The sequence below is a fragment of the Paenibacillus sp. FSL L8-0644 genome, from assembly GCF_038008165.1.
Lineage (GTDB): Bacteria > Bacillota > Bacilli > Paenibacillales > Paenibacillaceae > Paenibacillus > Paenibacillus polymyxa_D.
The window spans coordinates 2359703-2384338 of the sequence record NZ_JBBOYN010000001.1; the positions used below are offsets into that span (position 1 = coordinate 2359703).

The following is a 24636-nucleotide window of genomic DNA, read 5'->3' on the forward strand; positions in this document are numbered from 1 at the left end:
GGAGGGCAAAAAACACCATGAACGCTACATTTCGCTCATCATCTCAAAACATATGAATTTTGTGGTATAGATTAGAAACTTTCGAATTATTTCATACGTCTTATGTAAGGGTGCTTATTGAAAAAGGAGGTAATTTATCTTGAAAAAGGTTATTGTGTTTGTGTTTTTCTTCGTACTTATGTTTCAATCCTGGGCGATTGCTGATGCTGCCAATCCGATATCCGTTAACGCGGTGAATGTGAATGGGAAGTTTATAGCAACCGATGTTTCACCTATTATTAAGGACGGGCGTGTTTTGGTCCCTATACGCACGCTTGCTTCACTGGGGGTAACCTATCAATGGGATAGTAAAAGTCAATCTGCCCTCATCACAAAAGGCAAAGATCAAATTAAGCTGACGGCCAACAAAAAAGAAGCATTTAAAAATAACCAAGCAGTTCAGGTAGACGTTCCTGTCCAAATGACTCAAGGAAGGATATTGGTACCTATTCGTTTTGTGTCGGAGAACTTTGGTTACAAGGCAAACTATGAGAAGCTTCGGTCTATTTTATTTATTCAAGACGGTAATTATAAGGTAGACCAAGAGAGCTTACAGGCAGAAGATTTACAAGCAGCCCGTCAGTCTGCTATATCGTTACCAGTTCAATCCTCCTTCAAATCGCTTTCTTCATTAGAAAAACCCAGTGCTAATAAAGACTATGGTTACGCCTTCCCGAGAGGGGATTCGTCCAGATACATGTATTCAAACAATGTTGGACACACGGTAGTCGAAATAAAAAATGGAATAGCCAAGGCAGTTTGGCAATTTACAGAAGGAAATGGTCTGGATGATATTGTATCTAGTGCTGGCCAAAGACCAAGTTATAATTACGTCGGATGGGTAACAGACATTACAATGGGTAATGATAGAGATGGAAATTTCAAGATTATATACAAAGATGATAAAGGTCAACAGAAAGATTTCACTGTAAAAGCTGAATCCTATAAAGATGTTATCCAACCTATTCCTAATGAGACGAGAAAACAATAGTAACTGAACCAGTTTATTAAGGACGTCCTTAGCAAGGGATGTTCTTTATTTTGCTTATGAATTCAAATTATAAGCAGCAATGGATTTTTAGTGAATTACAAATTATTGGAGGTTAGTTGGGTATGAAAAAAATCTTTCTTTCATCTATGCTTACTTTAGGTATGCTTTTAACATTTGCTATTCCGCTTTCTGCTGCACCATCCATTCAATTGGTGATCAATAGTGAGGTCGCTAATTCAGATGCTCCACCTGTTTCCGTTGCAGGAAGGACTATGGTTTCTTTAGCTTCCTTAAAGCCGCTAAAGCTTAATCTAGTCTGGAACGCGGACAAGAAGACGGTGACTGTCAATGCTCCTGGGGTAAAAGAAAAACTTGTACTTACGATCGGCCAAAAAGAAGCTTCTTATCGAGAAAAAACACTTACTTTGGACGTGCCTGCTCAATTAAACAAGAATCGCGTTGTTGTGCCTTTGCGCTTCATCAGCGAAGCCTTTAAAGCAGAGGTGGAGTGGAAAGCGGACAAAAATACTGTCATTATCCGGAGTGCTGACCAAGTAGAAACATATAAGAAGCTGTATCAAGGTACGGATTTGGTGGCGGCACGTAAAATCGCTGTAAATCTTCCTTCTAAGGATGAAAATGCGCTTCATAATACCGAGGAGGGTGTTTATTATCAGTATATCTTTCCTGAAGGAGAAGCATTGAGATATTATTATGTTGTTGGGAATTTATATACTTACTATGAAATTAAGGATGATGTTAAACATATAGTTTGGGAAGGTGTAGAAGAAGATTCGAGGAAGAAAATGAAAGAAAAAGGAAAGCGTCCATCGGAAGACAAAACACAATATTATTTTTTACAAGAACGTGTGGATCATAGTGTCACATATGGTAAAGTGGGGACCGAGAAGCCAGTAACGCAAGCTTTGCCTAAAAATACTACAGGATTAGCAGATATTATTGTACCTATTTCCGGCGAAGTAAGGAAAGATCAAATAAAATAGATTTTTCACTTCATTTTGGACGTTCTGAGCAATAAGGGACGTCCTTTATCTATGCTTTCCTTTTAAGTTTTCTGATCCGAGCTTCAGGAAGTCGATAGGCTAAAAAAAACAATTAGTAGGGGGCTAGAGAAATCTAGGAGCACCCCTTTTTTCTGATTTTGATAAGATTAACGCACACACCAATAAGTAAATATAGCTCTGCAAGCAGAAAAATTAATTGATCTGACCATAAAAAGTCTTTAGTTGAAAATATGGATATGATAACTCCGAATGAAATGAGAAGCATAAATAATTCTACAACCCAATCAGTTATCCTACTGGTCTTCCCATTTTTCTGATATGTTGCATGAATAGCGCGTACAATTAAACGGATTATTAATGATGCTAACAACCAGTTATAAAGAGTGTTCGGATAATTATATGAAATTCGCAAAACTAGACTAGCTATGAGCCATACCAAAAGAACAAAAGTTAAATAATAAGGATTTTTTAGCATCGTTCTCTCCCCTCACCTAGTTTACAGTTATACAATTATTATACAGTTTTTGCGTGCAAGTTTACAAAAATGAGCATAATTCGTAAAGGAAAGTAATTTCGGAAAAGGTCATTGTTTAGAAAAGGTGTTTTTGGAGGAATCCAAGAGCGTTCTTTTTTAATGGCCGGTTGTAACCCTAAAGGCTGGTTTGAACCAGCCTGGATACTGTAGCAAGCGGCTGGCTTCCAGATCGGTGAGCAGGAGAGTAGGCAGGATAAGACAGGGAAGCAGGCTCATTGCTACTGGCTCTAAGGTGGCAAGACCCACGGAGCGAATGAAGGACCTTGAAAAGGGATTAGGGAGGGCAAAAAACACCATGAACGCTACATTTCGCTCATCATCTCAAAACATATGAATTTTGTGATATAGATTAGAAACTTTCGAATTATTACATACGTCTTATGTAAGAGAACTTATTGAAAAAGGAGGTAATTTATCTTGAAAAAGGTTATTGTGTTTGTGTTTTTCTTCGTACTTATGTTTCAATCCTGGGCGATTGCTGATGCTGCCAATCCTATATCCGTTAACGCGGTGAATGTGAATGGAAAGTTTATAGCAACTGATGTTTCACCTATTATTAAGGACGGGCGTGTTTTGGTCCCTATACGCACGCTTGCTTCACTTGGGGTAACCTATAAATGGGATAGTAAAAGTCAGTATGCTCTCATCACAAAAGGCAAAGATCAAATTAAGCTGACGGCCAACAAAAAAGAAGCATTTAAAAATAACCAAGCAGTTCAGGTAGACGTTCCTGTCCAAATGACTCAAGGAAGGATATTGGTACCTATTCGTTTTGTGTCGGAGAACTTTGGCTACAAGGCAAACTATGAGAAGATTCGGTCTATTTTATTTATTCAAGACGGTAATTATAAGGTAGACCAAGAGAGCTTACAGGCAGAAGATTTACAAGCAGCCCGTCAGGCTGCTATATCGTTGCCGATTCAATTCTCTTACAAATCGCTTTCTTCTCTAGAAAAACCGGGGGCTAATCTAAGCTATACTTACGTTTTCCCGAGAGGAGATTCATCCAGATATATGTATTTAAACAGAGTTGGTAATACGGTAGTCGAAGTTAAAAATGGAGTAGCCAAAGCAGTTTGGCAATTTACGCAAGGAAATGGTATGTCTGATATTGTGTCTAGTGCTGGCCAAAAACCAAGTTATAATTACGTCGGATGGGTGACTGATATCTTGATGTTTAATGATGAGCATGGGAATATCAAAGCTGTATACAAAGATGATAAAGGTCAACAAAAAGATCTCACTGCAAAGGCGAAATCCTATACAGATATTATCCAACCTATTCCTAATGAGACGAGAAAACACTAGCTAATACTGAATCGATGTATTAATACTACTAAGCTCAATTTAGTTTGAAATGATGACAAGAAGACACTATTGAGGTGAATATAATTATGAATACATTTTTCAAAGCGGCTTTTGCATCAACAATATCTTTTAGTATGCTTGCTAGCGGTGTTTCTGGAGCAGCCTCCAAGTCCATTATTGTGCAAGTGAATAACGTACCCATGCCAGGGGATGTAGACCCCTATGTTCAGAATGGTTCCACATTAGTAGCATTGAATATGATAAGATCGATTCCTGGTGTAACGATCAACTGGAACAATACTTCTAAAACGGTAACTGTAGATAATAACGGAACAAAATCAACACTGGTGGCTGGTAAAAAAGAGACAATGGTAGGTGATAAAAAAGTAACGCTGTCTACCTCTTCTGCAATGAAAAATGGTCGTGTTATGGTACCGCTGCGTTTCATTGCAGATGCGTCCGGTTCTCAAGTGTACTGGGATGCCCCAGATCGTACAGTTTACGTAGCTAAGCCGACAGAAGAGATGCAGAAAGAAATCCAATCTAGCGATATTTCTGTAGCTCGTCATGGTGCATACAGTCTTCCACGTATTGCCAAAGTTAATGTACTGTCAGGTAAAGAAGGGGATAGTATGGCTTATATTCGCTACTTCCAAAAAAACCAATCCAGTGAATTTTTTGAACAACACATGGACAGTGTGAATTACTATCGTATCATTGACACACATGTAGAACTGCTCTGGTCTGCAAGGCTGAACCTGCAACAGGAAGCTAAAAATGCAAGCCTGCCGTTCCTCACCAACAAAATTGTTGAACAAAGCGGCAAAATGCCAACGATCCAAAAGGGCGTAGTTTATTATAATTATAGCGTTCCGGGTGGCACCACGTTCGGGACTATTGATAAAGCTGGCAAAAAAACTCGTCTGGGGGAAGCGACTGAAGATCAGGCGAAGCAAATGTTTTTCTCTATTCCAGAAGAAGAACAACTATAAAAGGGAACGCAGGGATAACGACACATTGTATTGTAAGGAGGAAACTATGAAATTCGTGCAGATTATGTCTGTAGGTGCGATAGTGATGTTAGTGATTTCAGGGTGTAGTGGTAAGGCAAGCTCAAATCATCAACTACCTCAGACCGAAGTGAATAATACCGGGGTAAACAGCACAAAGGAAGGTGTAAAAAAAGTAGACGAAAAAGCAACTGTAGAAACATCTAGAGCAACTGTTAAAAAGGTGAATACCTTAGATTATTCTCAGTATGATAATAACCAAGACAAATCTAAGGTTGTAGTTTCGGGGAAACAGATTGTATGGAAAAATAAAGACGTTACTTTTACCGCAAAATTAACTAACGCTAAAGGGGAAGAAGCCGCCGAAGCCAATGAAGTTGTGAATTCTATGAAAATAAAAGGTAAGCGTGGAGAGCAACTCGTTAAGCTCAACCCACGACCTTTGAGAGTTAACTCACTTTCCTTATCTAAAAGCAACCAGGTAGCTCTTCATGTAAGCGATCACGAGGGGAGTAGACTTATTTTAATTAATTTATCCGATGGGACTCAAACTATTGTAAACATGTTTGAGATGAATAGTGACGGAGCCGGGAGCGAAAAGATTGATGCCTATAACTGGTCGCCTGATGGAAAAAAGATTGCGTTTGGAATCGGTGATCTAGGTTCAAGTTATATCGGACTATACAATGTTGAGCGTAACAGCTATATGCATGTGTCCGATAAGGACTTTACATTGATCTCATCTATAGTTTGGCATAAAGATGGGAAAAGTTTTGACTTTGTAAGTAAAGGTGACGATTCTCCACTAGCAGTACTCTATACTTACTCAGAAACAAAAAAATCAATTTTAAAGAAGGGTTCTTTAACTAAGAATGATGAGCAGAAGATATCTCAATTAACACCGAAATCTTGATTGACATATACAGAGAGAGTATTTTGAAACCGTATCATCTATATAGTCATAATTTTAAACTCCACTTTTTTTCGACTTTAATGCACTCTATCAACATTATAGATTTACTTTTGAATATTTAATGATTGCTTGTGGCCAACAAAGGGCTTAAAGAGAATGTTGCTACGTTATGCTTATATGCGACCTCTTCAACCAAGAAATGATCGTTTTAAAGCGATCCAAGGAAGACGGCGTCGCTCTTGTACAAACCGAACAAAATCTTATGTTGTTCAGTTTGTGTTGATAATTGATACCAGACTTTTACAATGGTTGAAGTATAAATTTAGGTGGGAGTTGCTTATGAGAATTTCCATGAGTAAGTTACTAAAACGCTATGCAGCGATTTTGTTGGGCTACGCAATAGTTATAGGGTTATTTTACGCTTTGGGATATAAGATGAGCGCTATGGGAATCTATGCAATTTTGACAGGAATTGTGACTGGAGAAATAATCAACTTCGTATTATCAAAGCGAGAGAAATGAACCTAGGTATCCCCTGATTGCATCTACATCAGGGGATTTTTCATGTAATTAAAAGGTCCAACAGAGTTTCTGCATGGGACCTCTATATCATTACTGGTGAGAATCCACATGGGGAAATGAATTAGTCATGTCAACTCTGTGAAACCTTTTACTTGGATCAACCCAATCATTTCAGGATGCCACTCGTCCTACATGTCCCAATATGTGTAAGTTATGCTGAATTTTCGTTATAAACATTAGTTGCATAATATATTGACAGATGGTTAATTATAGAGAAGAATAGAGGGTGATTTTTAAAATAATGGAATTTTTATGTGAAGGGTGGTTATGACTTGAAGCATACACCTACGATTTCAGCGGAGTTTGAGTATTATCTAAAACAAAATGATATGACGTTGAGTCAATTTGCCGAATATTCAGGGGTACATCAAAGAACGCTTAGTAATTGGATTACTCAGCATCGTCCTGTTTCCGTACAGCAGCTGGACCGAATTACTGTGGCTATGGATTTGCCAGAAGGCTATTTTTATGACCTATACATAGAAAATTACATCATTGATCTTTCCCCGAATTTTAGGCGAATCGAGCCATTATTGTATCGTTGTGCAGAACTGGACAAGCTGGATGCAATCCGTCGAATGGTAGGGCATATCATGGATAATCCGCTGTATGCGTCCAGGCTATTTGATGTTGCAGAAGCATTATTTGAACAGGGACGACATGCTGCTGCGCTGCCTCTCTATGAGAATGTCGCAGAAGTGGAGAAATATCAGCATTCTGAACGCTTGGCCACCTGCCAATATCGTATATTCTCGATTCAAGTTGGAGACGACCAAAGCCGTAATCTCAAGGCAGCAACGCTATTTGAACCCTTCGTGGAACGCCTGGATGAAATAGACCAACTTGATGCGCTAAAAGATTTGGCGAATGTGTATCGTTCTTTGCGTTTATGGGATCGGCTTGATGTGACTGCTCGAAAAATGAGAGATAAAGCGGAAATCCAATATACATTAGAGCATCAGCAGAAAAAACGAAAGCCTGCGGAAATTGAAAAGAGGCTGAGCCGTCCATTGTTTGTGTACATTACATATTCTGATTTACTGTGTGCCAGTGTATATGAGGCCAAAGGCGATTATGAGCAGGCATTAGAATATACATACGCCTATGCTAATTTAGATTGGGTCAAAGAGACTGACGAGGATACTCTGCATTGGATTAAACAGTTTCAAGATTGGGCAGAAGGTAATATCTACACCTATAAACTATTATCTGGAGATATAAGTGTACTAAACAATTATGTTGAATATATTGCTGCATCGCCAGATGCTTCTGAAAAAGAAATGGTTACAAAAGTGTTGAATGTTATGTCGGCGGCAAACCAGTATAGTATAGATGTAGATCATATACTTCGAAGGTTTAAAAAGAAAATTGACTTATTTGCCCAACACAATCCGTCATCTGATATGTATACCCAACAAGTGATACCAGAACAGTTTGCACGTCTTGGATACGAGTTAGCTTATTACTATTTGCATCAAGGGAGGTATAACGATGGTTTTAAACACTTGATGTATGCAATGCTAAAGTCACATATAATAAATAATGAAACTTATTTTATAAACTGCATGGGATTATTCTTACATTTCAGAATGAATGCAGCACATGAAACAAAGACGCAGTTTTTAAATTTCATTGAAAAGGTGTGGTTAGACAATGTTAAGAAAAATGGTTCTTCTGATCGTCGCAGCTAGCTTTTTATTTATCGTGGCTGTACCTAATCATGATTATAACCAACACCATATTATTCAGCTTAACGATACTATTGGAGGTGCTTAAAGGTAAAATAAGAATTAACATTCACTAAACTTTTTTGTTAATGGGTGGTGTTGTTGATTGAAACTACCCTGTGAACAACTTGAAACCAACTAAAAATAAACATATACCGACAAAAAGTGCCTCTGGAATATTCCAGAAGCACTTTTTTTGTTAAGCGTATTTTAAAAAAAACCAAAAATTTACGTTTTGCATTAAGATATGACACAGAAGGGGGAATCATGCTGATGAATCCAGGTGTGACTTTACTTCGTGTCGAACGGGCCAGAAAAAAACTGTACCAAGTCCAGAAGAAATACGGATTTTTAACGCATCCCAAAGTGATTGAACAATCCATGAAACTGGATGAACTATTGAATCAATACCAAATATACAAAATGAAATCTTAACAAATGAGTTCATGACATGTTGCTGAAGGAAGAGCGTGAAATCCAATCTCCAATCTCCAAACCCCAATCAAAATTCTAAATCCTAAATCCTATACTATGAAGAGGTGGTAGCGTTGTTGAACAAACGAAATCCTGTAACTCCTTTCGGCTGGAGAATCAAACAAAAGCTAGTTGAAATTCAAATGGATCAGAGAACATTTTGTGATACCTACCATATTCCTGCTAGTCGCTTGTCTAATCTCATTCATGGAACACGTAAGGCCAAAAAATATAGAGTACAAGTATGTCAATTGCTTGGGATCGAAGAATAACCCTCTTTCTCCTTTATGGATACAGGACATCCTAATGATATGTAAGCTACAGTGGCAAAGGACTCCAGGTTTCTTTAATATAGATTGTACATAGGATGTTTAATACAAGGAGTGGAAAGGGGCGATGGGGATGTTCTCCAGAATGGCAGAGCAGAAGATTGCCGAGGCGATGGCCAAAGGTGAGTTTGATCATTTACCGGGAGAGGGCAAGCCACTGGTGATCGAGGATTTGTCACATGTTCCAGAGGAGCTGCGGATGTCGTACAAGCTGTTGAAGAATGCAGGCATTTTACCGGAAGAGCTTCAGTTACAAAAGGAATGTGTCCAGCTACGTGATTTGCTTCACGCTTGCCATGAGGCAGGAGAGCAACAGCGGATCAGTCGCAGGCTGACTGAAAAATCACTTCGTCTCCGTATGCTGCTGGAGGAAAGAGGGCTGAATACGTCATCTGTATTTTATGAATATGAGTCCGCTATGCGTAAGCGACTGGAGGAATAGAGACGAGCGGAGCAAAGGACGGAATGCCCTTGCCCGTACACTTTGATTTCCGTGCTTTACCTCATTACCGTTGCAGTGCAGATAATCTCGTGAGGCATTGCTTCGTCAGGATGACGGATTCTTTGGGCAGTTTGTCTAAATGAAAGTCATCGATTAAATCTACTGCCTTCACAGGCTCGGGTGAATCCAGCAGCCCTGAAAAATAGGCGAGCCAGCCAATGACTGCTTCCGGTGAGACCCCTTGTCGACGCATGGCTCGGAGTGCTACGCCACCATGTCGTTTGGCCAGCCTTCGTCCATCAGGGCCTAGGACAAGGGGAACGTGTGCGAAACGTGGCGGCTGCAAGCCCAAAGCTTGGTACAGCAATAGCTGACGGGGCGTTGAATCGAGAAGATCATACCCGCGGAGTACGTCGGTCATATGCATATCCGCATCATCGACAACGACAGCCAGCTGATAGGAAAACATGCCGTCCGCTCGTTTGACGATAAAATCGCCGCCTTCTGCCGCACCGAAGGTCACATGACCTGCTACCTGATCATGAAACGAAATAACGGCATCTGGACTTTGCGGTACTTTAAAGCGAAGTGAAGGGAGTTTATGCTGTGCTTTGGCTACGGCATCTTGAGAGCTAAGATTACGACATGCCCCTGAATATGCGGGTCCTTCACCAGACAGTCCATGTGGAGCATGAGAGGCAGCCAGAATGTCAGCCCGACTGCAAAAACAAGGATATAGCAAATCATGCCCCTGTAGCTTCTCCAATGCAGATTGGAAGCGATCCAGCCGCTGGCTTTGAGTGTAGGGACCGTAGGCACCGCCTACGTCGGGTCCTTCGTCCCAGTTCAGACCGATCCAGCGCAAATCTTCCATTATCCCTTGCGCCAACTGGCTGCGAGCTCGCGTCATATCAATATCTTCCATGCGCAAAATATAGGTTCCGCCCAGGGAACGAACGTGCAGCCAGGATAATAAGGCGGTACGAGCATTTCCTAAGTGTATCCATCCCGATGGTGTTGGGGCAAATCGCCCTCTGATGGGTTGGGCCTGTAATTCCATACGAAAGTGACCTCGATTCTGTGTTCCGTCCTTCAGCAATCCATATCAACTATATTATAAAACGATCTTGCCGTGAGTGCATCCCGATAGGTATAGAAGCTAAAGACGAAGCATACATAGCCGCGATGATCAGACGGGAAATTTAAATATCTGTATAATAGATTTAGAAGAATTATGTATGGCAGACCGAGGAGAAGTTCCAGAGGGCAGCTTAACCTTTTCTATTCAATAATTACAGGTAATGAAAAATTCACAATAATAAAAGAACTAAAACTTAGATTCTACGCATCAAGCGTATCATTGGAGAGATTTCATTGACAGATAAACAACTGCCTATTATGCAAGTGATCCCCGAGCTTAAACATACACTGCAATCTCATTCGGCGGCGGTACTGATTGCACAGCCGGGAGCGGGGAAAACGACGGTAACACCGCTGGAGCTACTGCATGAGCCGTGGCTGGTAGGGCAAAAGATAATTATGCTGGAGCCGAGGCGTTTGGCAGCACGTGCAGCAGCAGCACAAATGGCAAAAACGCTGGGAGAGCCCACCGGAAAGACCGTGGGCTACCGGGTTCGCATGGATACAAAAGTAGGGCCAAACACGCGGATTGAGGTGGTTACGGAAGGCGTACTCACCCGGATGTTGCAACATGATCAGGCGTTGGAGGGAGTCGGGCTGATTATGTTTGATGAGTTTCATGAGCGCAGCCTGCATGCAGACTTGGGATTGGCACTTGCCCTGCAAAGCCAGGCGCTGCTGCGACCGGATTTGAAGATATTGATCATGTCTGCCACCTTGGAGGCAGAGCCTGTATGTAGACTATTAGGGGATGCGCCATTACTGGAATGTCCAGGCACCGTATTTCCGGTAGAAACCTTCCATATGTCCAAGCCTTCGTCAACCTCATTAGAGTCCTTTACGGCTGAGACAGTAGAAAAGGCGCTTCATGCTCATGAAGGCGATCTGCTGGTGTTTTTACCAGGGGCCAGAGAAATTCATAGAACGGAACGAGAATTGGCTTCAAAGCATTTACCAGCACACGTCAAAGTAATTCCGCTGTACGGCAGCATGAAGCTGGAGCAGCAGGATGAGGCAATACGACCATCGGCTTCGGGCAGTCGAAAAGTTGTATTGGCCACCGCGATTGCCGAGTCCAGCTTGACCATCGCCGGGATCACGGTGGTGATCGATAGCGGACTGTCGCGGGAATCGGTGTTTTCCGCGCGAACTGGCATGAGCCGTTTGACTACCGTCAAGGTGTCCAAGGCCTCAGCCGACCAGCGGCGCGGACGGGCGGGGCGTCTCCAGCCGGGCGTATGCTACCGGCTGTGGAGCGCGCAGGAGCATGCAGCGCTCCCCGATGCCAGCCGCCCGGAAATCGCGGCAGCGGATCTGGCCCCGCTCGCGCTGGAGCTGGCGGCCTGGGGCGTGCGCGAGCCCGCCGAGCTGGCCTGGCTGGATGCCCCACTTGAGGCCGCGTACGGCCAGGCCACAGGTCTGCTGCACCAGCTCGGCTGTCTGGATGCAGCAGCCGATGGCACTACAGGCGGCATTACCGCGCATGGGCGCGAGGTGTCCGCCCTGGGCACGCACCCGCGCCTCGGGCACATGCTGTTGCGTGCTGCGGCACTCTGCCTGGCACCAACCGCCAGCCGTCTGGCTGCGCTGCTGCAAGAGCGGGACCCGTTCCGCGCCCATGGCGGAACGGATTTGCGCCCGCGGCTGGATGCCCTGCGCGAGGCGACCCATGCCCGCAGCACGCACAGCCTGCTGCGAACGGCAGACGATACGGTGATTCGCCGTATCGTGCAAGAGAGCCGGCAGTTGCTAGCCTCGCTGCCGACAGCAGCCGCAGCGCAGGACGAGCCTGACGGCTCCTCGGCCTGCGGGCTGCTGCTGGCCTTTGCGTATCCGGACCGGATTGCGCAGGGCCGGGGGGATGGCCGCTTTTTGCTTAGCGGCGGCCGAGGGACGCGACTCCGACAAGTGGAGTGGATGTCGCGTTCATCCTATCTCGTCGCCGCCGAAGTGGACGACGAGGGAGCAGATGGTGCCATTCAGTTGGCGGCACCGGTTGAACTGCAAGAGCTGACCCAGCATTGCAGCGATTTGTTGCTGGAACAAGCCAGCGTATACTGGGATAGCTCCGCCTCAGCAGTGAGAGCCCGCAAGGTACTGCGACTGGGCTCACTCGTCTTAAAGGAAACGTCCTATGAGCGACCTCCGGCAGAGGAAGTTGCTGCCGCCTTGATGCAGGGTGTCCGTGAACGCGGTCTGAAGCTGTTGTCATGGAATCGGCAAAACCTCCAGTTGCAGGCTCGTTTGATTTTTATGCACTTCTCAGCGCCTGAAGACTGGCCGGACTGCACGGAATTGGCATTGCTGGATTCACTGGAATCGTGGCTGTTGCCTTTTGCTCTAGGAGCCAAAAACGTATCCGATCTGCAACGGCTGGACAGTGCTGCATTGCTGCTTGGCAGGCTGGACTGGGAACAGCGGCAGCAGCTTGATCAGGAAGCGCCGACGCATATCCGTGTACCCAGCGGTTCCCACATTCCTGTCGATTATTCGAATCCTGAGGCACCAGCGCTGGCCGTACGACTACAAGAATTGTTCGGTATGAGGGATACGCCTCGTATTGGACGCGGACGTGTGCCCATTGTATTGCATTTACTGTCACCTGCCCAGCGACCTGTCCAAGTGACATCCGACTTGTCTAGCTTCTGGAGGGAGGCTTATTTTGAAGTCAAAAAGGACCTGAAAGGCAGATATCCCAAGCATTATTGGCCGGATGATCCACTGGAAGCTGTGGCGACCAACAGAGCAAAGCCAAAGCGTTAAATAGAAGCTGTTTTATGCTAATCGACTTTTTGAATTTTTGTAAAATCGTTTAAACGTCATAATAGCGGGGTAATGAAAAACGAACCACTCAACACTAAAATATTGGGAGGCAACTATCATGGCTAATAACTTAAACGATTATAATGAAAAGAAGATTGTTGGTGTTTTTGATACAGAGCAGGAAGCATCTCGTGCGATAGGACAATTGCAGAGCAAAGGAATCCCAAGCAGTGAAATTTCTGTGATCACCCGTGACCGTGACGAGTTGAGGACGATTAGTGAAGAGACAGGCACCAAAGCACCGGAGGGTGTAGCGACCGGTGCGGCTACCGGCGGCGTTGTAGGCGGCGTTGCTGGGTTGCTGGCGGGCATCGGGGCCTTGGCTATTCCAGGTATCGGACCAATCCTCGCTGCTGGACCTATCGCGGCTACCCTTACCGGAGCAGCTGTCGGAGCGGGAGCAGGTGGCTTGGTCGGTGGACTGGTCGGGCTGGGTATTCCGGAAGATGATGCACGTCAATACGAGACTTACGTCGATCAGGGCAAGATTTTAGTGCTGGTGGACTCCGCTGACCATAACAGGGATGTTTATGATATTTTCCGCACCAACCGTTCGCTGAATGCGGATCGTTACAGAACGTATGATGATACGTTGGCAGACACGCCGCGTACAGATGCATACACAGATACGAGAAGGAACCTGTAAAAACCTAACGGCTAGTTGAGAACGTGATTTAACAGGCTTTCCTATCTCCTTTGTATATGGGTTGTTTCTACAGCAGCAGTCTCCCCGAGAGGGAGGACTGCTGTTTTTACATATTTGTGGATCATAGAATAAATCTGAGATAAATGATGCTAAGCTTGCCGTTGGCACGTTTAACCTTCTATATATTTTTACAGAATTGTCGTTATAATAGATTGAGGATTTTGAAAAAATCCTGGATTTATAAATTGCTAGATGTAACAGGAGAGTGGCATGAGTCAAAAAGAGAGAATTTCCGAAGTCGCTTTGCTGAGAGGGCTGGCTTTTGCGGCCGTTGTTCTTCAGCATTCCGTCGCACACTATGCGGTTGCGCAGGGGGCGCGCGTCCAGGACGGGGTATTGATGACACTTTTACTGCTGTGTTCCAAATTTGCAGTTCCTGTGTTTGTATTTATCACTGGAATGGTGCTATTTTACAATTATGATGGAGCCTTAAAGTACGGAACGTTTTTACGTAAAAGATTCCTGGACATCATCGTTCCTTATATCATATGGTCTCTTTTATACGAATTGGGAAATCAGCTTGCTCAAAGTGGAGGATATATTCACCCGCTGGATTTTTTCCAGAAGCTGTTGAACGGGAAAAGTAGCTATCATCTGTGGTACATCGTAATGATTATTCAATGTTATGTGTTATTTCCTGTGTTTCGTTATGCTGTCCGTCGTTTGTCTGCGCTACTGCCATCAACATGGCGACCCGCTGCATTGGCTGTATTCGGCGTGCTATATATTTTGCTCATGTTCGCCGTTGGACCCGTATACCAAGCGATGGATAAGCTCCAGCTTCCGGTCATTACCTCTTGGTTTACCCTGTACGCTGACCGGAATGTGATCTACTTTTTCTTTTATTTTGTGCTGGGAGCGGCAGCCGGGATGAACGTCAAGCGTTGGAATGCATGGGTAACCAAAGCACAAATGATATACTGGCCGTTGTTTATCGTAATTACTGGCTACTTGCTGTATGAGATGATCGGTCAGTTCCAGACACCGCAAGGTACAGTTCTTTCCTTTAACTATTTGTCTCTGCTGCGTCCGGTCATGGCTGTATATTGCGTCGCGTCTATTTTTGTAGCTTATCGGGTAGCGACGTGGATTGCTCATAAGGGGGGACGTACGGCGAGTATGCTGACGGCCATCGGAACGTTGTCCTATGGAGCGTATCTCATGCATGCCTTTATGCTGCGTGTGACCTATTATTTTGACGAGACGTTGTTTGCAGACTGGAGCCACGTTCTTCGTATGCTGGCTTCATTCGTTCTCTGTATGATCTTTTCCGTTGCCGGAACATGGCTGCTGGCACGTTTGCCTCTGGGCAAATGGATCGTGGGGCTTCGGGTTCGTCCTCGCCCGACTGGGAGTCCGCCAGCCGTACAAAAGCAAGCTTGATTTGATAATCCAATCACATATGTTCACAAGAGTATCCCAAAGCCAAGAAATAAGGCCAAGGGATACTTTTTTAACTTATATTATATTATTTCAACATATGAAAAGTTCATAATAGTAAACCATAAACTCATTTCTCAGCACTTCGCACACTACTCTATATCGCCTCATTCTATATCTCTCGCCATCTTAAAACAGGTCACAAGGGATGGAGAGTTCTCATAAGCTCTCATATCATCAAAGGAAATAGTCTATGGACGCAGAGTGGTTTATAATGGAAGGTAAGGTGTATGAATAAGGTGTGGAGGAGGCTGTGAAATGGCGTTTATGATATCCCAGCGGGCTTTTATCAAAATTTATCTGATCACAATGGTGGAGAGGCATCGCGGTTATGGATATCAGATGCTCGAATCGATGAAGGATGAGTTTAGTGGGTTTGGATATGTTCCGCCTCAGAGCGAAGTTTACCGGGCGCTGCATGAGCTGGTACAGGAAGGCGTTTTTTACCGTACCAAGCGATTGAAAGGAACAGACCCGCGCGTGGATTTTCAGGAGATTGTACTCTATCACTTTACAGATGATGGGGAGGAGAAAGCCCGACTGTACAAGAAGCAGGTCAAAGCTGATTTGGACCGTTGCTTAGGTATGCTGCACAAAGCGGAACAAGACAACTATTCCTAACCACGAAAGGATGAGAATGATGGGTAGAAAGCTGAAATGGGGAATTTTAGGCACTGCGGAGATCGCCCAAATCGCTGTAATTCCTGCGATTCAGCAATCCGAACGCGGAGAAGTGCTTGGGATTGCTAGTCGTAATGCGGATAAAGCCGCTGAGGCCGCCCGGGAGTTCGATATTCCAAAAAGTTATGGAAGCTATGATGAACTGTTGGCTGATCCCGAAATCGGAGCGGTGTACATTCCGTTGCCAAACCATCTGCATGAGGAGTGGACCATTCGGGCGGCGGAGGCTGGGAAGCACGTTTTGTGTGAAAAACCATCTTCTCTTAGCTCGGCCGGTACAAGCCGCATGATTGAAGCATGTCAACGTGCAGGAGTGATCTTTGCAGAGGCTTTTATGTATCGCTATCATCCCAAACATCGAAGAATTAAAGAAATTATCAATAGTGGGGAAATTGGTGACATTCGCGGCATCCATTGCACGTTTACGTTTAACAATACCGATCAGGCAGATAATGTGCGCTTTAATAAAAACATGGGCGGCGGCTCGCTATATGATGTGGGTGTCTATCCGATATCAGCCGCTCGTATGTATTTGGATCGGGAGCCGGAGGCAGTGACGGTACATGCCTTATTTTCCCCGGAGCATGACAACGTCGATATGATGGCTTCCGGCTTGCTGGAATTTCCGGGTGGAATCAATCTTACTTTCGATTGTGGCATGTGGGCAGCCAATCGTTCCAACATGGAAATTCTCGGTAGCAAGGGTACGATTGCGATGCCCAAAATGTTCGGCTGGGAAAGAACGTCTGTGGTACCGCAAATTTTCGTCCACGTCGGTTCGGTTACGCGTGAGGAACGTCTGAAAGGTTTTAATTCTTTTGAACTGCAAGCGGATGCTTTTGCTAAAGCAGTGCTTGACGGTGTCCCGTTGCCGTATGAGCCAGAAGATGCGGTGAGCAATATGAAGGTGATCGATGCTTGTATTGAGTCAGCTCGCAGTCGGAAACGGATAGAAATTGGATAAGCGGTGTACCGTATTCCTAGAAGATCTAAAAAAGCAGCCTTGTCAAAAGGACAAGCTGCTTTTTTAGATGACAAATACATAGGTATTTCAATAAGTCTTTGGGCATTCGAGCATCACATATTTTCATCATAATCTGTGACATCACGCTTGGCGGCAGTTGCAGGTGAGTTCGATGTACCGTATTTTTCCACGGCGTCCCATGCGCCCGCATCATCAAATCGTCCTGCATTCCGTTGGCGAACCTCACCTGCACCCTTGGGCGGCGGAGTCATGACCTGTTCCTCTACCGGACGGTCATTCGATAATTCTCGAGTTGGCGTGTGCTCGACGGTATAGGCTGTATATGGAATGGCTTGTAACCGTTCAAAAGGAATTTCTTCCCCGCTCTCCACACAAATTCCATACGTCCCCTCCTTTATCCGCTGAAGGGCTGCATTGACTTGCTCCAGCTCGTCTTGCAGCGAATCATTAATCGCCATATCACGGGACCGTTCAAAGGTTTCTGTCCCTATATCAGCGGGGTGATTGTCATAGGACGAGAGCTCACCTGTGGAATCTGTCAGTGTTTCTCCCAATTGAGCGTTTGCCTGACCGTTTTGTTCAAAATGCTTTTCTAAATCCTTTTTCTGCTCCAACAACATATGTTTCAGCTCTGCAAGCTGCGAATCGTTCAAATGATTCATGATCATCTCTCCCCTTCGTGGTCTGTATAAGTGACACGTATGCTCTTTTATACCCGTTCATAGGGCCGGGCAATCAGCAGAGACTTTTATTCCCAGCCTAGAATGTGATATAAAAAGAATAGTGTGTTAAGGAGGGAATAACCGATGGATGAACATATGAAGCGTCGTCTGGATAAGCAAAAGCAGTTGTTTAAACAACTGGGCATTCAGCTGGACGCGCTCTCCATTCATGAGAAACAGTTTAAGAATAAAATGCGCGGCTATGATCCGGACGAGGTAGATGCCTTTCTGGATGAAGTGATCAAGGATTATGAACGCTTTTATGCGAATATAGCCGACCTGATGGACAAGTGGCAGGAGCAGCAGGCAACCATACGTGATTTGAAAAATGCACCCAAGCCAGCGGCCGACCTTAATGGACTTGACCGTCGTCAACTGGAGGATATCGTAAAACAGTTGGAATATAGTGTGCGCCAATTAAAGGTGCGAGTACGTCCTGAAAATGACTATTTTCCGGAGTAAGGTGCAGTTAGCACTGTGTTGGTGCCTCTATTGTGGTATGATGGAAACAAGTATTTTATCAAACATTTAATGAGGCACACACATAAAGGTGGTTAACATGAGTACCCATTTTTCCGTTAGTATCCATTGTCTGCTTCTTCTGGCTGAAGGGGCACCGGAGCGAATGACATCGTCACTTATAGCTTCCAGCATCAATACAAACCCGGTAGTTGTGAGAAGGATTATGAGCCGACTCAAGCAAGCGGGTTTGGTTGATTCATCGCCTGGAGCACGCGGCTTTCGTCTAAGCATGTCCAGTTCAAACATCAATCTGAAAATGATCTATGAAGCGACTAAGGATGAAGGTCCGTTGTTCGCCATCCACACCGATAGCAATCTTAATTGTGAGGTAGGCAGGAACATAGACGCATTGTTGGATGGTTTATATACCGTGGCAGAGCAGAAAATACAGGCGTTTTTCGAGACCGTTACGCTGCGAGATTTGGAGCAGGCGCTTCAGCAGCGCGTGGGGCAACAAAGTTCATCTGTGTAAAGACGCTGGTAAGGAGCAATTAATATGAAAATCATCGTACTTTCAGACACTCATATGCCGCACCGAGGCAAAACACTGCCTAGTCGACTGGTACAGGAGTTAAAAGGCAGTGACCTCATTCTCCATGCCGGAGACTGGACGGATTGGTTCGTATATGAACGTCTAGCTGAATTTGCGCCTGTGCAAGGCATTGCCGGAAACAATGATGGAGTGGACATCGTGGAGCGTCTAGGCTATCAGCGAATCGTTGAAGCCCAAGGCAAGCGAATCGGCATGGTTCACGGTCACGGCTGGCGAGGCACGACAGAAAATATCGCATTGAATACGTTTAAGGGAGAAACGCTGGATTGCCTGATTTATGGACATTCTCATATTCCGGTGCTCAAAACGATTGACGGTCAGCTTGTCCTTAATCCGGGGTCTCCGACGGACAAACGCGGTCAAGACGAATATTCATTTATCGTGCTGATGATTGAAGCTGGTCAGATGGAAGCACAGCTTGTTCTTTATCCAGATAAACATTGATTTAAAACCAACAACTGTTGATTAAAGGGGAAGCTATGGCTATTTTTGAATTAGAACCAATGAAGCATCATGTATTGATTTGCAATGGAGGCACATGTATGCGACATGAGGGTGAAGAAGTTACACAGGCAATTCGGGATGAAATTCGTAAACAAAATGCAGAGGCATATATCCACACGACCAGAACTCGCTGTAATGGGCGTTGTCATGATGCTGCGGTTGTGATCGTCTATCCTCAAGGGGACTGGTATGGTCAAATGACCCCCGACTCGGGGACTCAACTGGTACAGAAGCTCGTAACAGGAGAGAGGCTGGTACCTCATCTTTTTTATGAGTGTACAGGTCAATCCAACTCGAAATAATCCAATCGACCATCTATAAGAATATGAGTAGAGAAAATCTTTGTAGAGATTTTCTCTTTTTTGCGTTTAATCCCCGATGTGAAAGGTAAAAGTATACTGTGGACACCAATCCGATAGGGAGGGAAGTAAAATGGCCCCATTTGAAGATAACCTGCACGATCAGAATGAGCAGAAAGGACAGACGGGGAAAGGAACAACGGAGTCTCAACATCAGGAACAGTCGATCAATCGAGATCATGCAGAGCAGTATCCAACAGAGCAGGAAAGCTTGTTCGACCGTTTTGAGATCGAGCAGACAGTAGACGCCATTCCTGTAGAGGATTTGAAGATGGAAAGACAGGAGGAGAGAGACAAGGATGCAACCAAGCACACCTCTTCCAGTGAGAAAAAATACAATGGTGGCGTATAATTATCAACTAACTGGTAATATTCAAAAAGAAAACTCTTGACTTTAAGATATATGCAATGTATATTAAGTTACGAAAAGTAATTGATTTTTCTCAGGAGGTAACAAAATGACTAAAGATTTCTTCACAGCTCTGAAAGACAGACGCTCCTATTATGGTATTAGCAAAGAACAGGTCATTTCTGACCAACGAATTCAAGAGATTGTAGAGGAAGCTGTAAAGTACACACCTACCTCGTTCAACTCCCAAACTTCACGCGCCGTAGTGTTGCTTGGAGAACATCATGACAAACTGTGGAATATTACAGAAGATATTTTGCGGGAAGTGGTAGGCAATGAAGAACAATTCAAATCTACTGCTGAGAAAATGAACGGTTTCCGCAGCGGTTACGGAACGGTCTTGTTCTTTGAAGACAATAACGTGATAGCTGGTCTGCAACAACAATTCGAAGCCTATGCGGACAATTTTCCAATCTGGGCTAACCAATCTAATGGTATGTTGCAATTGGTTGTATGGACAGCTCTGGAACAAGAAGGATTGGGCGCATCCCTTCAGCATTACAACCCTTTGATTGATGAAAAAGTGAAAAACGAATGGAACATTCCTGAGCACTGGAAACTGATTGCTGAAATGCCATTTGGTAAACCGACATTCCAACCAGGTGAAAAAGAATTCCAGCCTATTGAAGAACGTGTAAAAACATTTAAATAATTTTCACGATAAAATGACGTTTCAAGTTCAGCCTGATTAGAGCACTGTGGGTATCTACAGTGCTCTTTGCCATTCCATTTTTAAGATATGTAAGCTTTGATATATACAGACACAGCGGTTAATTCATCCGTTAGTGGGTGATATTATGTTTAAAATTGGATGAGAAGTTTACATAGATGTGATTGCGGTTTTATGCAGCTGTCTAGGATAACGCGCATTCAAAGGAGGAAAAGTGATGAACTATGATTGCATTATTGTTGGCGGGGGAATTGCCGGTTTGCAAGCAGCCATTCAATTGGGAAGATACAGCAGTCATCGGGTGCTGGTAATAGATTCCGGCTATGGTCGGTCTACGCTGTGTCATCAATATCATAATATTTTGGGATTTCCTGAGGGAATTTCTGGTGAAGAGCTGCGACGGCTTGGACGTAATGAAGCCACAAAACTAGGTACTGAGTTTATTGTAGGGAAGGCGGTAAAAGCCGCCAAAAGGGATGAGCTTTTTGACATTCAAGTGGAGGAAGGCTCCGTGTATTCGTCAAAGACGCTGCTGTTGGCGACAGGGCTAACGGACCGTTTTCCAAAACTGGATGGGTTACAAGCCTGCTTGGGCAACGGTGTATATGTGTGCCCGGATTGTGACGGTTATGAGGTTCAGGATCGCAGTACGGTCGTCATGGGGGCAGGCAAAGCAGGAGCTTCCATGGCTCTGATTTTATCAGCGCGCACCGATCAACTTGTATATGTCAATCATGAGCGTTCAGAGGTGCCGGACGAGCTGAGCGAAAAGCTGTGGGAAAAAGGGATTGGCTATAAGGAAGCCGCTATTTCTGAGATTATAACCGGAGAACCGGGCTGTTTTGAAGGAGTGCGACTGGCTGATGGACAAGTAGTTCGAGCAGAGCGGGGCTTTTTAGCTTTTGGCAGCAATCATGTTCATTCAGAGCTGGCAGAGCAACTGGGTGTACATCTGCTGCATAATAAGCACATTGAAACTCATCCTCGCAGCAAAATGACAAATGTGGAAAATGTGTGGGTAGCCGGGGACTTAGGAGTTCATGCCGAGCAAGCGACTGTGGCGATGGGAGAAGGAGCTATGTCAGCGATTTGGATACACAAGGTATTAACGGGTATGAAAACAAAAGTACCGCAGCTCTGAGAGCTGCGGTTTAGAACGATGGGCGTGTACTCGTTGGGAGATGAAGTTCAAAGCGTTTTAATTGATCGCTCATGCCGTACTTACGTAAAATTTCTGTCTGTTTGTTGCCGATAAGATCAAAATGCGGATAGGCCTGACGTTGATGAATATATTGGGGGTCCAATCCGTTATGGTTGCACCATAAGCGCAGCTTGTCCAAATCAGAACATCCCACCTTGGTGACGGTTGTAATGCCTGGAAAGCGATCATCCAGCCAGTAATGTGTCAGAAAAGCAATTTCACCACGACTGACCTCTCTTTTCCAGGCCATAAGCTCCTGCCGGGTAATGCCAAATGCCATCGTTCTCTTCCTTCCTTGGCTCAGACTGAAATCATGAGCTGCTGCGTGGTTGTTCCATTATTTTCGTACTGTAGTCTGTATTATGATCCACATGGGGTAACACAATAACAGGAGACCATGTGTGACGATCTCCTGTTAGAAGTTAAAGCCATCTCTCGGCCCAGCTCTCCACACCATTCAATGCATCACCTAGCTCTTTACCCTTGCGTGTCAGCGAATACTCGGTACGCACAGGCCGCTCTGTGATGACATTGCGAAGGATCAGGCCGGAAAGCTCTAGTTCCTTGATGCGTTCGTTCAGCATGCGTTTGCTAAGATCGGGTATGGAGACGTGAATTTCACTAAATCGTTTGGGATGTTCCATCAAAGTATGAATGATGAGAGCGGTCCATTTTTTGCTGATGATCTGAAAGGACTGTTCCACCTTACCGCACAAAAGCTTAGGCTGCCTGTCGTCGCTCATCTGAATCCCCTCAATTTCATTGTTGTTTTAAACAGTATACTAAAAGTAACTCTGTATACCAATAGTAACTATAACGCTTTGTGTCAACTGTGACAAATTTAACATTTTTTTCTCTTTCCTTTCGTCAATCATACCACAGAAAACGTTATCATTACAGGATATATCGAATGTTCACGATTTCGCTAAAATTTGATTGACTTGCCCCTTATTTTGGGTGTATTATGGGTTACGTTAATTCCTCAGGTAACTTTTAATAACCTCATCTTTATAATGGGAAGAAGGAATATTTCATGGATTCAATGACATTTGTCTTATTTGGAGCGACAGGGGATTTGGCTAAACGCAAAATTTACCCTGCCTTGTATAATTTGTTTGTAGAAGGTAAAATTCCGGCTTCCTTTTCTGTAATTGGGATGGGGCGTCGTGAAGTGGCAGACGAGCAATTTCAAAGTAATGTAGAGCAATCCATTAAGGATTTTTCCAGACACGTAAATGAAGACCGTGCACAGATGGATCAGTTCTTAAGTGCTTTCCGTTACAGCGCATTGAACGTCAACCACCCGGAAGATTATAAAAAGCTGCTACAGCTTGCTGAGCAACGTGAAAATGACTTGGGAATTCCGGGGAACCGCATGTTTTACTTATCGGTGGCACCGGAATTTTTTGATGTGATTGCCCTCAATATTCGGGAGAGTGGTTTAGCTGAAACAAAGGGTTGGAAACGGCTCATTATCGAAAAACCATTTGGGCATGATTTGGAATCGGCACGTGAGCTGAATGATCGCCTGAGCAGAACCTTTGCTGAGGATGAGATTTATCGTATTGACCATTACTTAGGCAAGCCCATGGTTCAAAACCTTGAAGCCTTAAAATTCGCTAATCCGTTGCTTCAAGGGATATGGAACAATCAGTACATCGCCAATGTGCAAATTACCGCTTCTGAGACTGTAGGAGTAGAGGAGCGAGCAGGATATTATGATCACTCTGGCGCTATTCGTGATATGGTACAAAATCACATGCTGCAGGTATTGATGATGGCGGCTATGAACAAGCCGGGACATGTCACGGCTGACCAGGTGCGTGACGAAAAAAGCAAGGTTATGGACGCGCTTCGTGCACTTGATCCTTCTGATATTGCTTCCAGCGTGATTAGAGGCCAATATACCAACGGTGAGATCAACGGAAAAGCAGTTCCTTCCTATAAAGAAGAGCCGAATATCGGACCTGATTCGCAAAATGATACTTTCATTTCAGCTCGCCTATGGATTGACAACGAACAATGGTCGGGTGTGCCGTTCTATATTCGTACCGGCAAACGCATGAAAGAAAAATCTACTCGTATCGTCGTGGAATTCAAAAAGGACAGCACAGATCCTTATGCCGCTCAAGGGCAACCGACTGACCCGAACCTGCTGATCATCCATGTTAACCCGGATGAAAAGGTAACGCTGCGTCTGAACAGTAGAGACCCGCTGAACAATGGTCAACTGGAGACGGTTCTGATGAATTATCATTCCGAGGCCAAGGATGTACCAGAAGCCTATGAGCGCCTCATCTTTGATGCGCTACGCGGCGATTCCACCTTTTTTGCTCATTGGAACGAAGTTGAGCTTTCGTGGGTGTGGGTTCAACCTGTACTGGAAGCTTTTGCTCGTGGTGAGGTTCCACTTCACACGTATGCAGCAGGCTCTTACGGTCCAGAAGCTTCAGATCAATTGTTAGAGGAGCAAGGCTTTACATGGTGGTTGGATGAAAAGTCCGAAAGCTCTGAGAAAGCAGTCGTTCGTTCTTAACACTTTAAGA

The 24636-nt window shown here is 44.4% G+C and carries 27 protein-coding genes; 23 read left to right on the plus strand and 4 right to left on the minus strand.

The window, feature by feature from the left end:
* Positions 1–139 precede the first annotated feature (139 nt).
* The 10 genes from NSS94_RS10865 (at position 140) to NSS94_RS10910 (ending at position 9375) form a co-directional block, all read left to right on the plus strand.
* The gene (locus NSS94_RS10865; RefSeq protein WP_341039269.1) at positions 140–1030 is read left to right on the plus strand and encodes a copper amine oxidase N-terminal domain-containing protein; all 891 of its coding nucleotides are present in this window, start codon (positions 140–142) and stop codon (positions 1028–1030) included.
* 122 nt (positions 1031–1152) lie between these two features.
* Positions 1153–2034 (plus strand): copper amine oxidase N-terminal domain-containing protein, encoded by an 882-nt coding sequence (locus tag NSS94_RS10870; RefSeq protein WP_341039270.1) that lies wholly within the window; start codon positions 1153–1155, stop codon positions 2032–2034.
* A 973-nt stretch (positions 2035–3007) separates the two neighbouring features.
* Complete coding sequence (locus NSS94_RS10875) at positions 3008–3898, plus strand: copper amine oxidase N-terminal domain-containing protein (protein ID WP_341039271.1); 891 nt, start codon at positions 3008–3010, stop codon at positions 3896–3898.
* A gap of 86 nt (positions 3899–3984) precedes the next feature.
* Positions 3985–4890, plus strand: coding sequence for a copper amine oxidase N-terminal domain-containing protein (locus NSS94_RS10880; RefSeq protein WP_341039272.1), 906 nt, complete (start codon positions 3985–3987; stop codon positions 4888–4890).
* 46 nt (positions 4891–4936) lie between these two features.
* On the plus strand, positions 4937–5821 hold the full coding sequence (locus NSS94_RS10885) for a protein tolB (RefSeq protein ID WP_341039273.1): 885 nt from the start codon (positions 4937–4939) through the stop codon (positions 5819–5821).
* A 339-nt stretch (positions 5822–6160) separates the two neighbouring features.
* On the plus strand, positions 6161–6343 hold the full coding sequence (locus NSS94_RS10890; RefSeq protein WP_318626624.1) for a hypothetical protein: 183 nt from the start codon (positions 6161–6163) through the stop codon (positions 6341–6343).
* A 332-nt stretch (positions 6344–6675) separates the two neighbouring features.
* Positions 6676–8094: a helix-turn-helix domain-containing protein gene (locus tag NSS94_RS10895; protein ID WP_208332492.1), complete on the plus strand. Its 1419-nt coding sequence runs from the start codon at positions 6676–6678 to the stop codon at positions 8092–8094.
* 303 nt (positions 8095–8397) lie between these two features.
* A complete protein-coding gene (locus NSS94_RS10900) occupies positions 8398–8565 on the plus strand; it encodes an aspartyl-phosphate phosphatase Spo0E family protein (protein ID WP_340885134.1) in 168 nt (55 codons plus the stop codon).
* Between the two features lie 116 nt (positions 8566–8681).
* Entirely contained in the window at positions 8682–8876 is a 195-nt protein-coding gene (locus NSS94_RS10905; RefSeq protein ID WP_341039274.1) for an XRE family transcriptional regulator, read from the plus strand.
* Positions 8877–9000: 124 nt separating this feature from the next.
* The gene (locus NSS94_RS10910) at positions 9001–9375 is read left to right on the plus strand and encodes a DnaJ family domain-containing protein (RefSeq protein ID WP_076264218.1); all 375 of its coding nucleotides are present in this window, start codon (positions 9001–9003) and stop codon (positions 9373–9375) included.
* Positions 9376–9439: 64 nt separating this feature from the next.
* Here NSS94_RS10910 and gluQRS read toward each other — a convergent pair whose 3' ends face one another.
* The gene (gene gluQRS, locus NSS94_RS10915; protein WP_341039275.1) at positions 9440–10435 is read right to left on the minus strand and encodes a tRNA glutamyl-Q(34) synthetase GluQRS; all 996 of its coding nucleotides are present in this window, start codon (positions 10433–10435) and stop codon (positions 9440–9442) included.
* A gap of 314 nt (positions 10436–10749) precedes the next feature.
* Between gluQRS and hrpB the strand changes: the two genes are divergently transcribed.
* The 5 genes from hrpB (at position 10750) to NSS94_RS10940 (ending at position 17129) form a co-directional block, all read left to right on the plus strand.
* Positions 10750–13278, plus strand: a complete 2529-nt coding sequence (gene hrpB / locus NSS94_RS10920; RefSeq protein ID WP_341039276.1) for an ATP-dependent helicase HrpB — start codon at positions 10750–10752, stop codon at positions 13276–13278.
* 118 nt (positions 13279–13396) lie between these two features.
* Complete coding sequence (locus NSS94_RS10925; RefSeq protein WP_029519034.1) at positions 13397–13984, plus strand: general stress protein; 588 nt, start codon at positions 13397–13399, stop codon at positions 13982–13984.
* A gap of 270 nt (positions 13985–14254) precedes the next feature.
* Positions 14255–15427, plus strand: a complete 1173-nt coding sequence (locus tag NSS94_RS10930; RefSeq protein ID WP_341039277.1) for an acyltransferase — start codon at positions 14255–14257, stop codon at positions 15425–15427.
* Positions 15428–15742: 315 nt separating this feature from the next.
* Positions 15743–16105, plus strand: coding sequence for a helix-turn-helix transcriptional regulator (locus NSS94_RS10935; RefSeq protein WP_013310011.1), 363 nt, complete (start codon positions 15743–15745; stop codon positions 16103–16105).
* 19 nt (positions 16106–16124) lie between these two features.
* A complete protein-coding gene (locus NSS94_RS10940) occupies positions 16125–17129 on the plus strand; it encodes a Gfo/Idh/MocA family protein (RefSeq protein WP_029519037.1) in 1005 nt (334 codons plus the stop codon).
* Between the two features lie 113 nt (positions 17130–17242).
* On the opposite strand, the gene NSS94_RS10945 is transcribed toward NSS94_RS10940, so the two are convergent.
* A complete protein-coding gene (locus NSS94_RS10945) occupies positions 17243–17812 on the minus strand; it encodes a TraR/DksA C4-type zinc finger protein (protein ID WP_341039278.1) in 570 nt (189 codons plus the stop codon).
* Positions 17813–17956: 144 nt separating this feature from the next.
* On the opposite strand from NSS94_RS10945, the gene NSS94_RS10950 reads away from it, so the two are divergent.
* The 7 genes from NSS94_RS10950 to NSS94_RS10980 all read left to right on the plus strand — a co-directional run bounded on the left by NSS94_RS10950 (position 17957) and on the right by NSS94_RS10980 (position 22030).
* Positions 17957–18334 (plus strand): DivIVA domain-containing protein, encoded by a 378-nt coding sequence (locus NSS94_RS10950; protein WP_023988297.1) that lies wholly within the window; start codon positions 17957–17959, stop codon positions 18332–18334.
* A gap of 97 nt (positions 18335–18431) precedes the next feature.
* Complete coding sequence (locus tag NSS94_RS10955; protein WP_341039279.1) at positions 18432–18866, plus strand: Rrf2 family transcriptional regulator; 435 nt, start codon at positions 18432–18434, stop codon at positions 18864–18866.
* Between the two features lie 24 nt (positions 18867–18890).
* Entirely contained in the window at positions 18891–19391 is a 501-nt protein-coding gene (locus tag NSS94_RS10960) for a metallophosphoesterase family protein (RefSeq protein ID WP_341039280.1), read from the plus strand.
* 35 nt (positions 19392–19426) lie between these two features.
* On the plus strand, positions 19427–19753 hold the full coding sequence (locus tag NSS94_RS10965; protein ID WP_341039281.1) for a (2Fe-2S) ferredoxin domain-containing protein: 327 nt from the start codon (positions 19427–19429) through the stop codon (positions 19751–19753).
* A 130-nt stretch (positions 19754–19883) separates the two neighbouring features.
* On the plus strand, positions 19884–20162 hold the full coding sequence (locus NSS94_RS10970; protein ID WP_318626614.1) for a hypothetical protein: 279 nt from the start codon (positions 19884–19886) through the stop codon (positions 20160–20162).
* Positions 20163–20268: 106 nt separating this feature from the next.
* Complete coding sequence (locus tag NSS94_RS10975) at positions 20269–20871, plus strand: nitroreductase family protein (protein WP_029519044.1); 603 nt, start codon at positions 20269–20271, stop codon at positions 20869–20871.
* Positions 20872–21106: 235 nt separating this feature from the next.
* Positions 21107–22030, plus strand: coding sequence for an NAD(P)/FAD-dependent oxidoreductase (locus NSS94_RS10980; RefSeq protein ID WP_341039282.1), 924 nt, complete (start codon positions 21107–21109; stop codon positions 22028–22030).
* 10 nt (positions 22031–22040) lie between these two features.
* Here the strand turns inward: NSS94_RS10980 and NSS94_RS10985 are convergent, their stop codons facing one another.
* Together NSS94_RS10985 and NSS94_RS10990 are read right to left on the minus strand one after the other, a co-directional pair.
* Positions 22041–22370 (minus strand): hypothetical protein, encoded by a 330-nt coding sequence (locus NSS94_RS10985; RefSeq protein WP_069010239.1) that lies wholly within the window; start codon positions 22368–22370, stop codon positions 22041–22043.
* Positions 22371–22512: 142 nt separating this feature from the next.
* Entirely contained in the window at positions 22513–22833 is a 321-nt protein-coding gene (locus tag NSS94_RS10990) for a winged helix-turn-helix transcriptional regulator (protein WP_007430161.1), read from the minus strand.
* A gap of 290 nt (positions 22834–23123) precedes the next feature.
* Between NSS94_RS10990 and zwf the strand changes: the two genes are divergently transcribed.
* The gene (gene zwf / locus NSS94_RS10995; RefSeq protein ID WP_341039283.1) at positions 23124–24626 is read left to right on the plus strand and encodes a glucose-6-phosphate dehydrogenase; all 1503 of its coding nucleotides are present in this window, start codon (positions 23124–23126) and stop codon (positions 24624–24626) included.
* Positions 24627–24636: the final 10 nt, after the last annotated feature.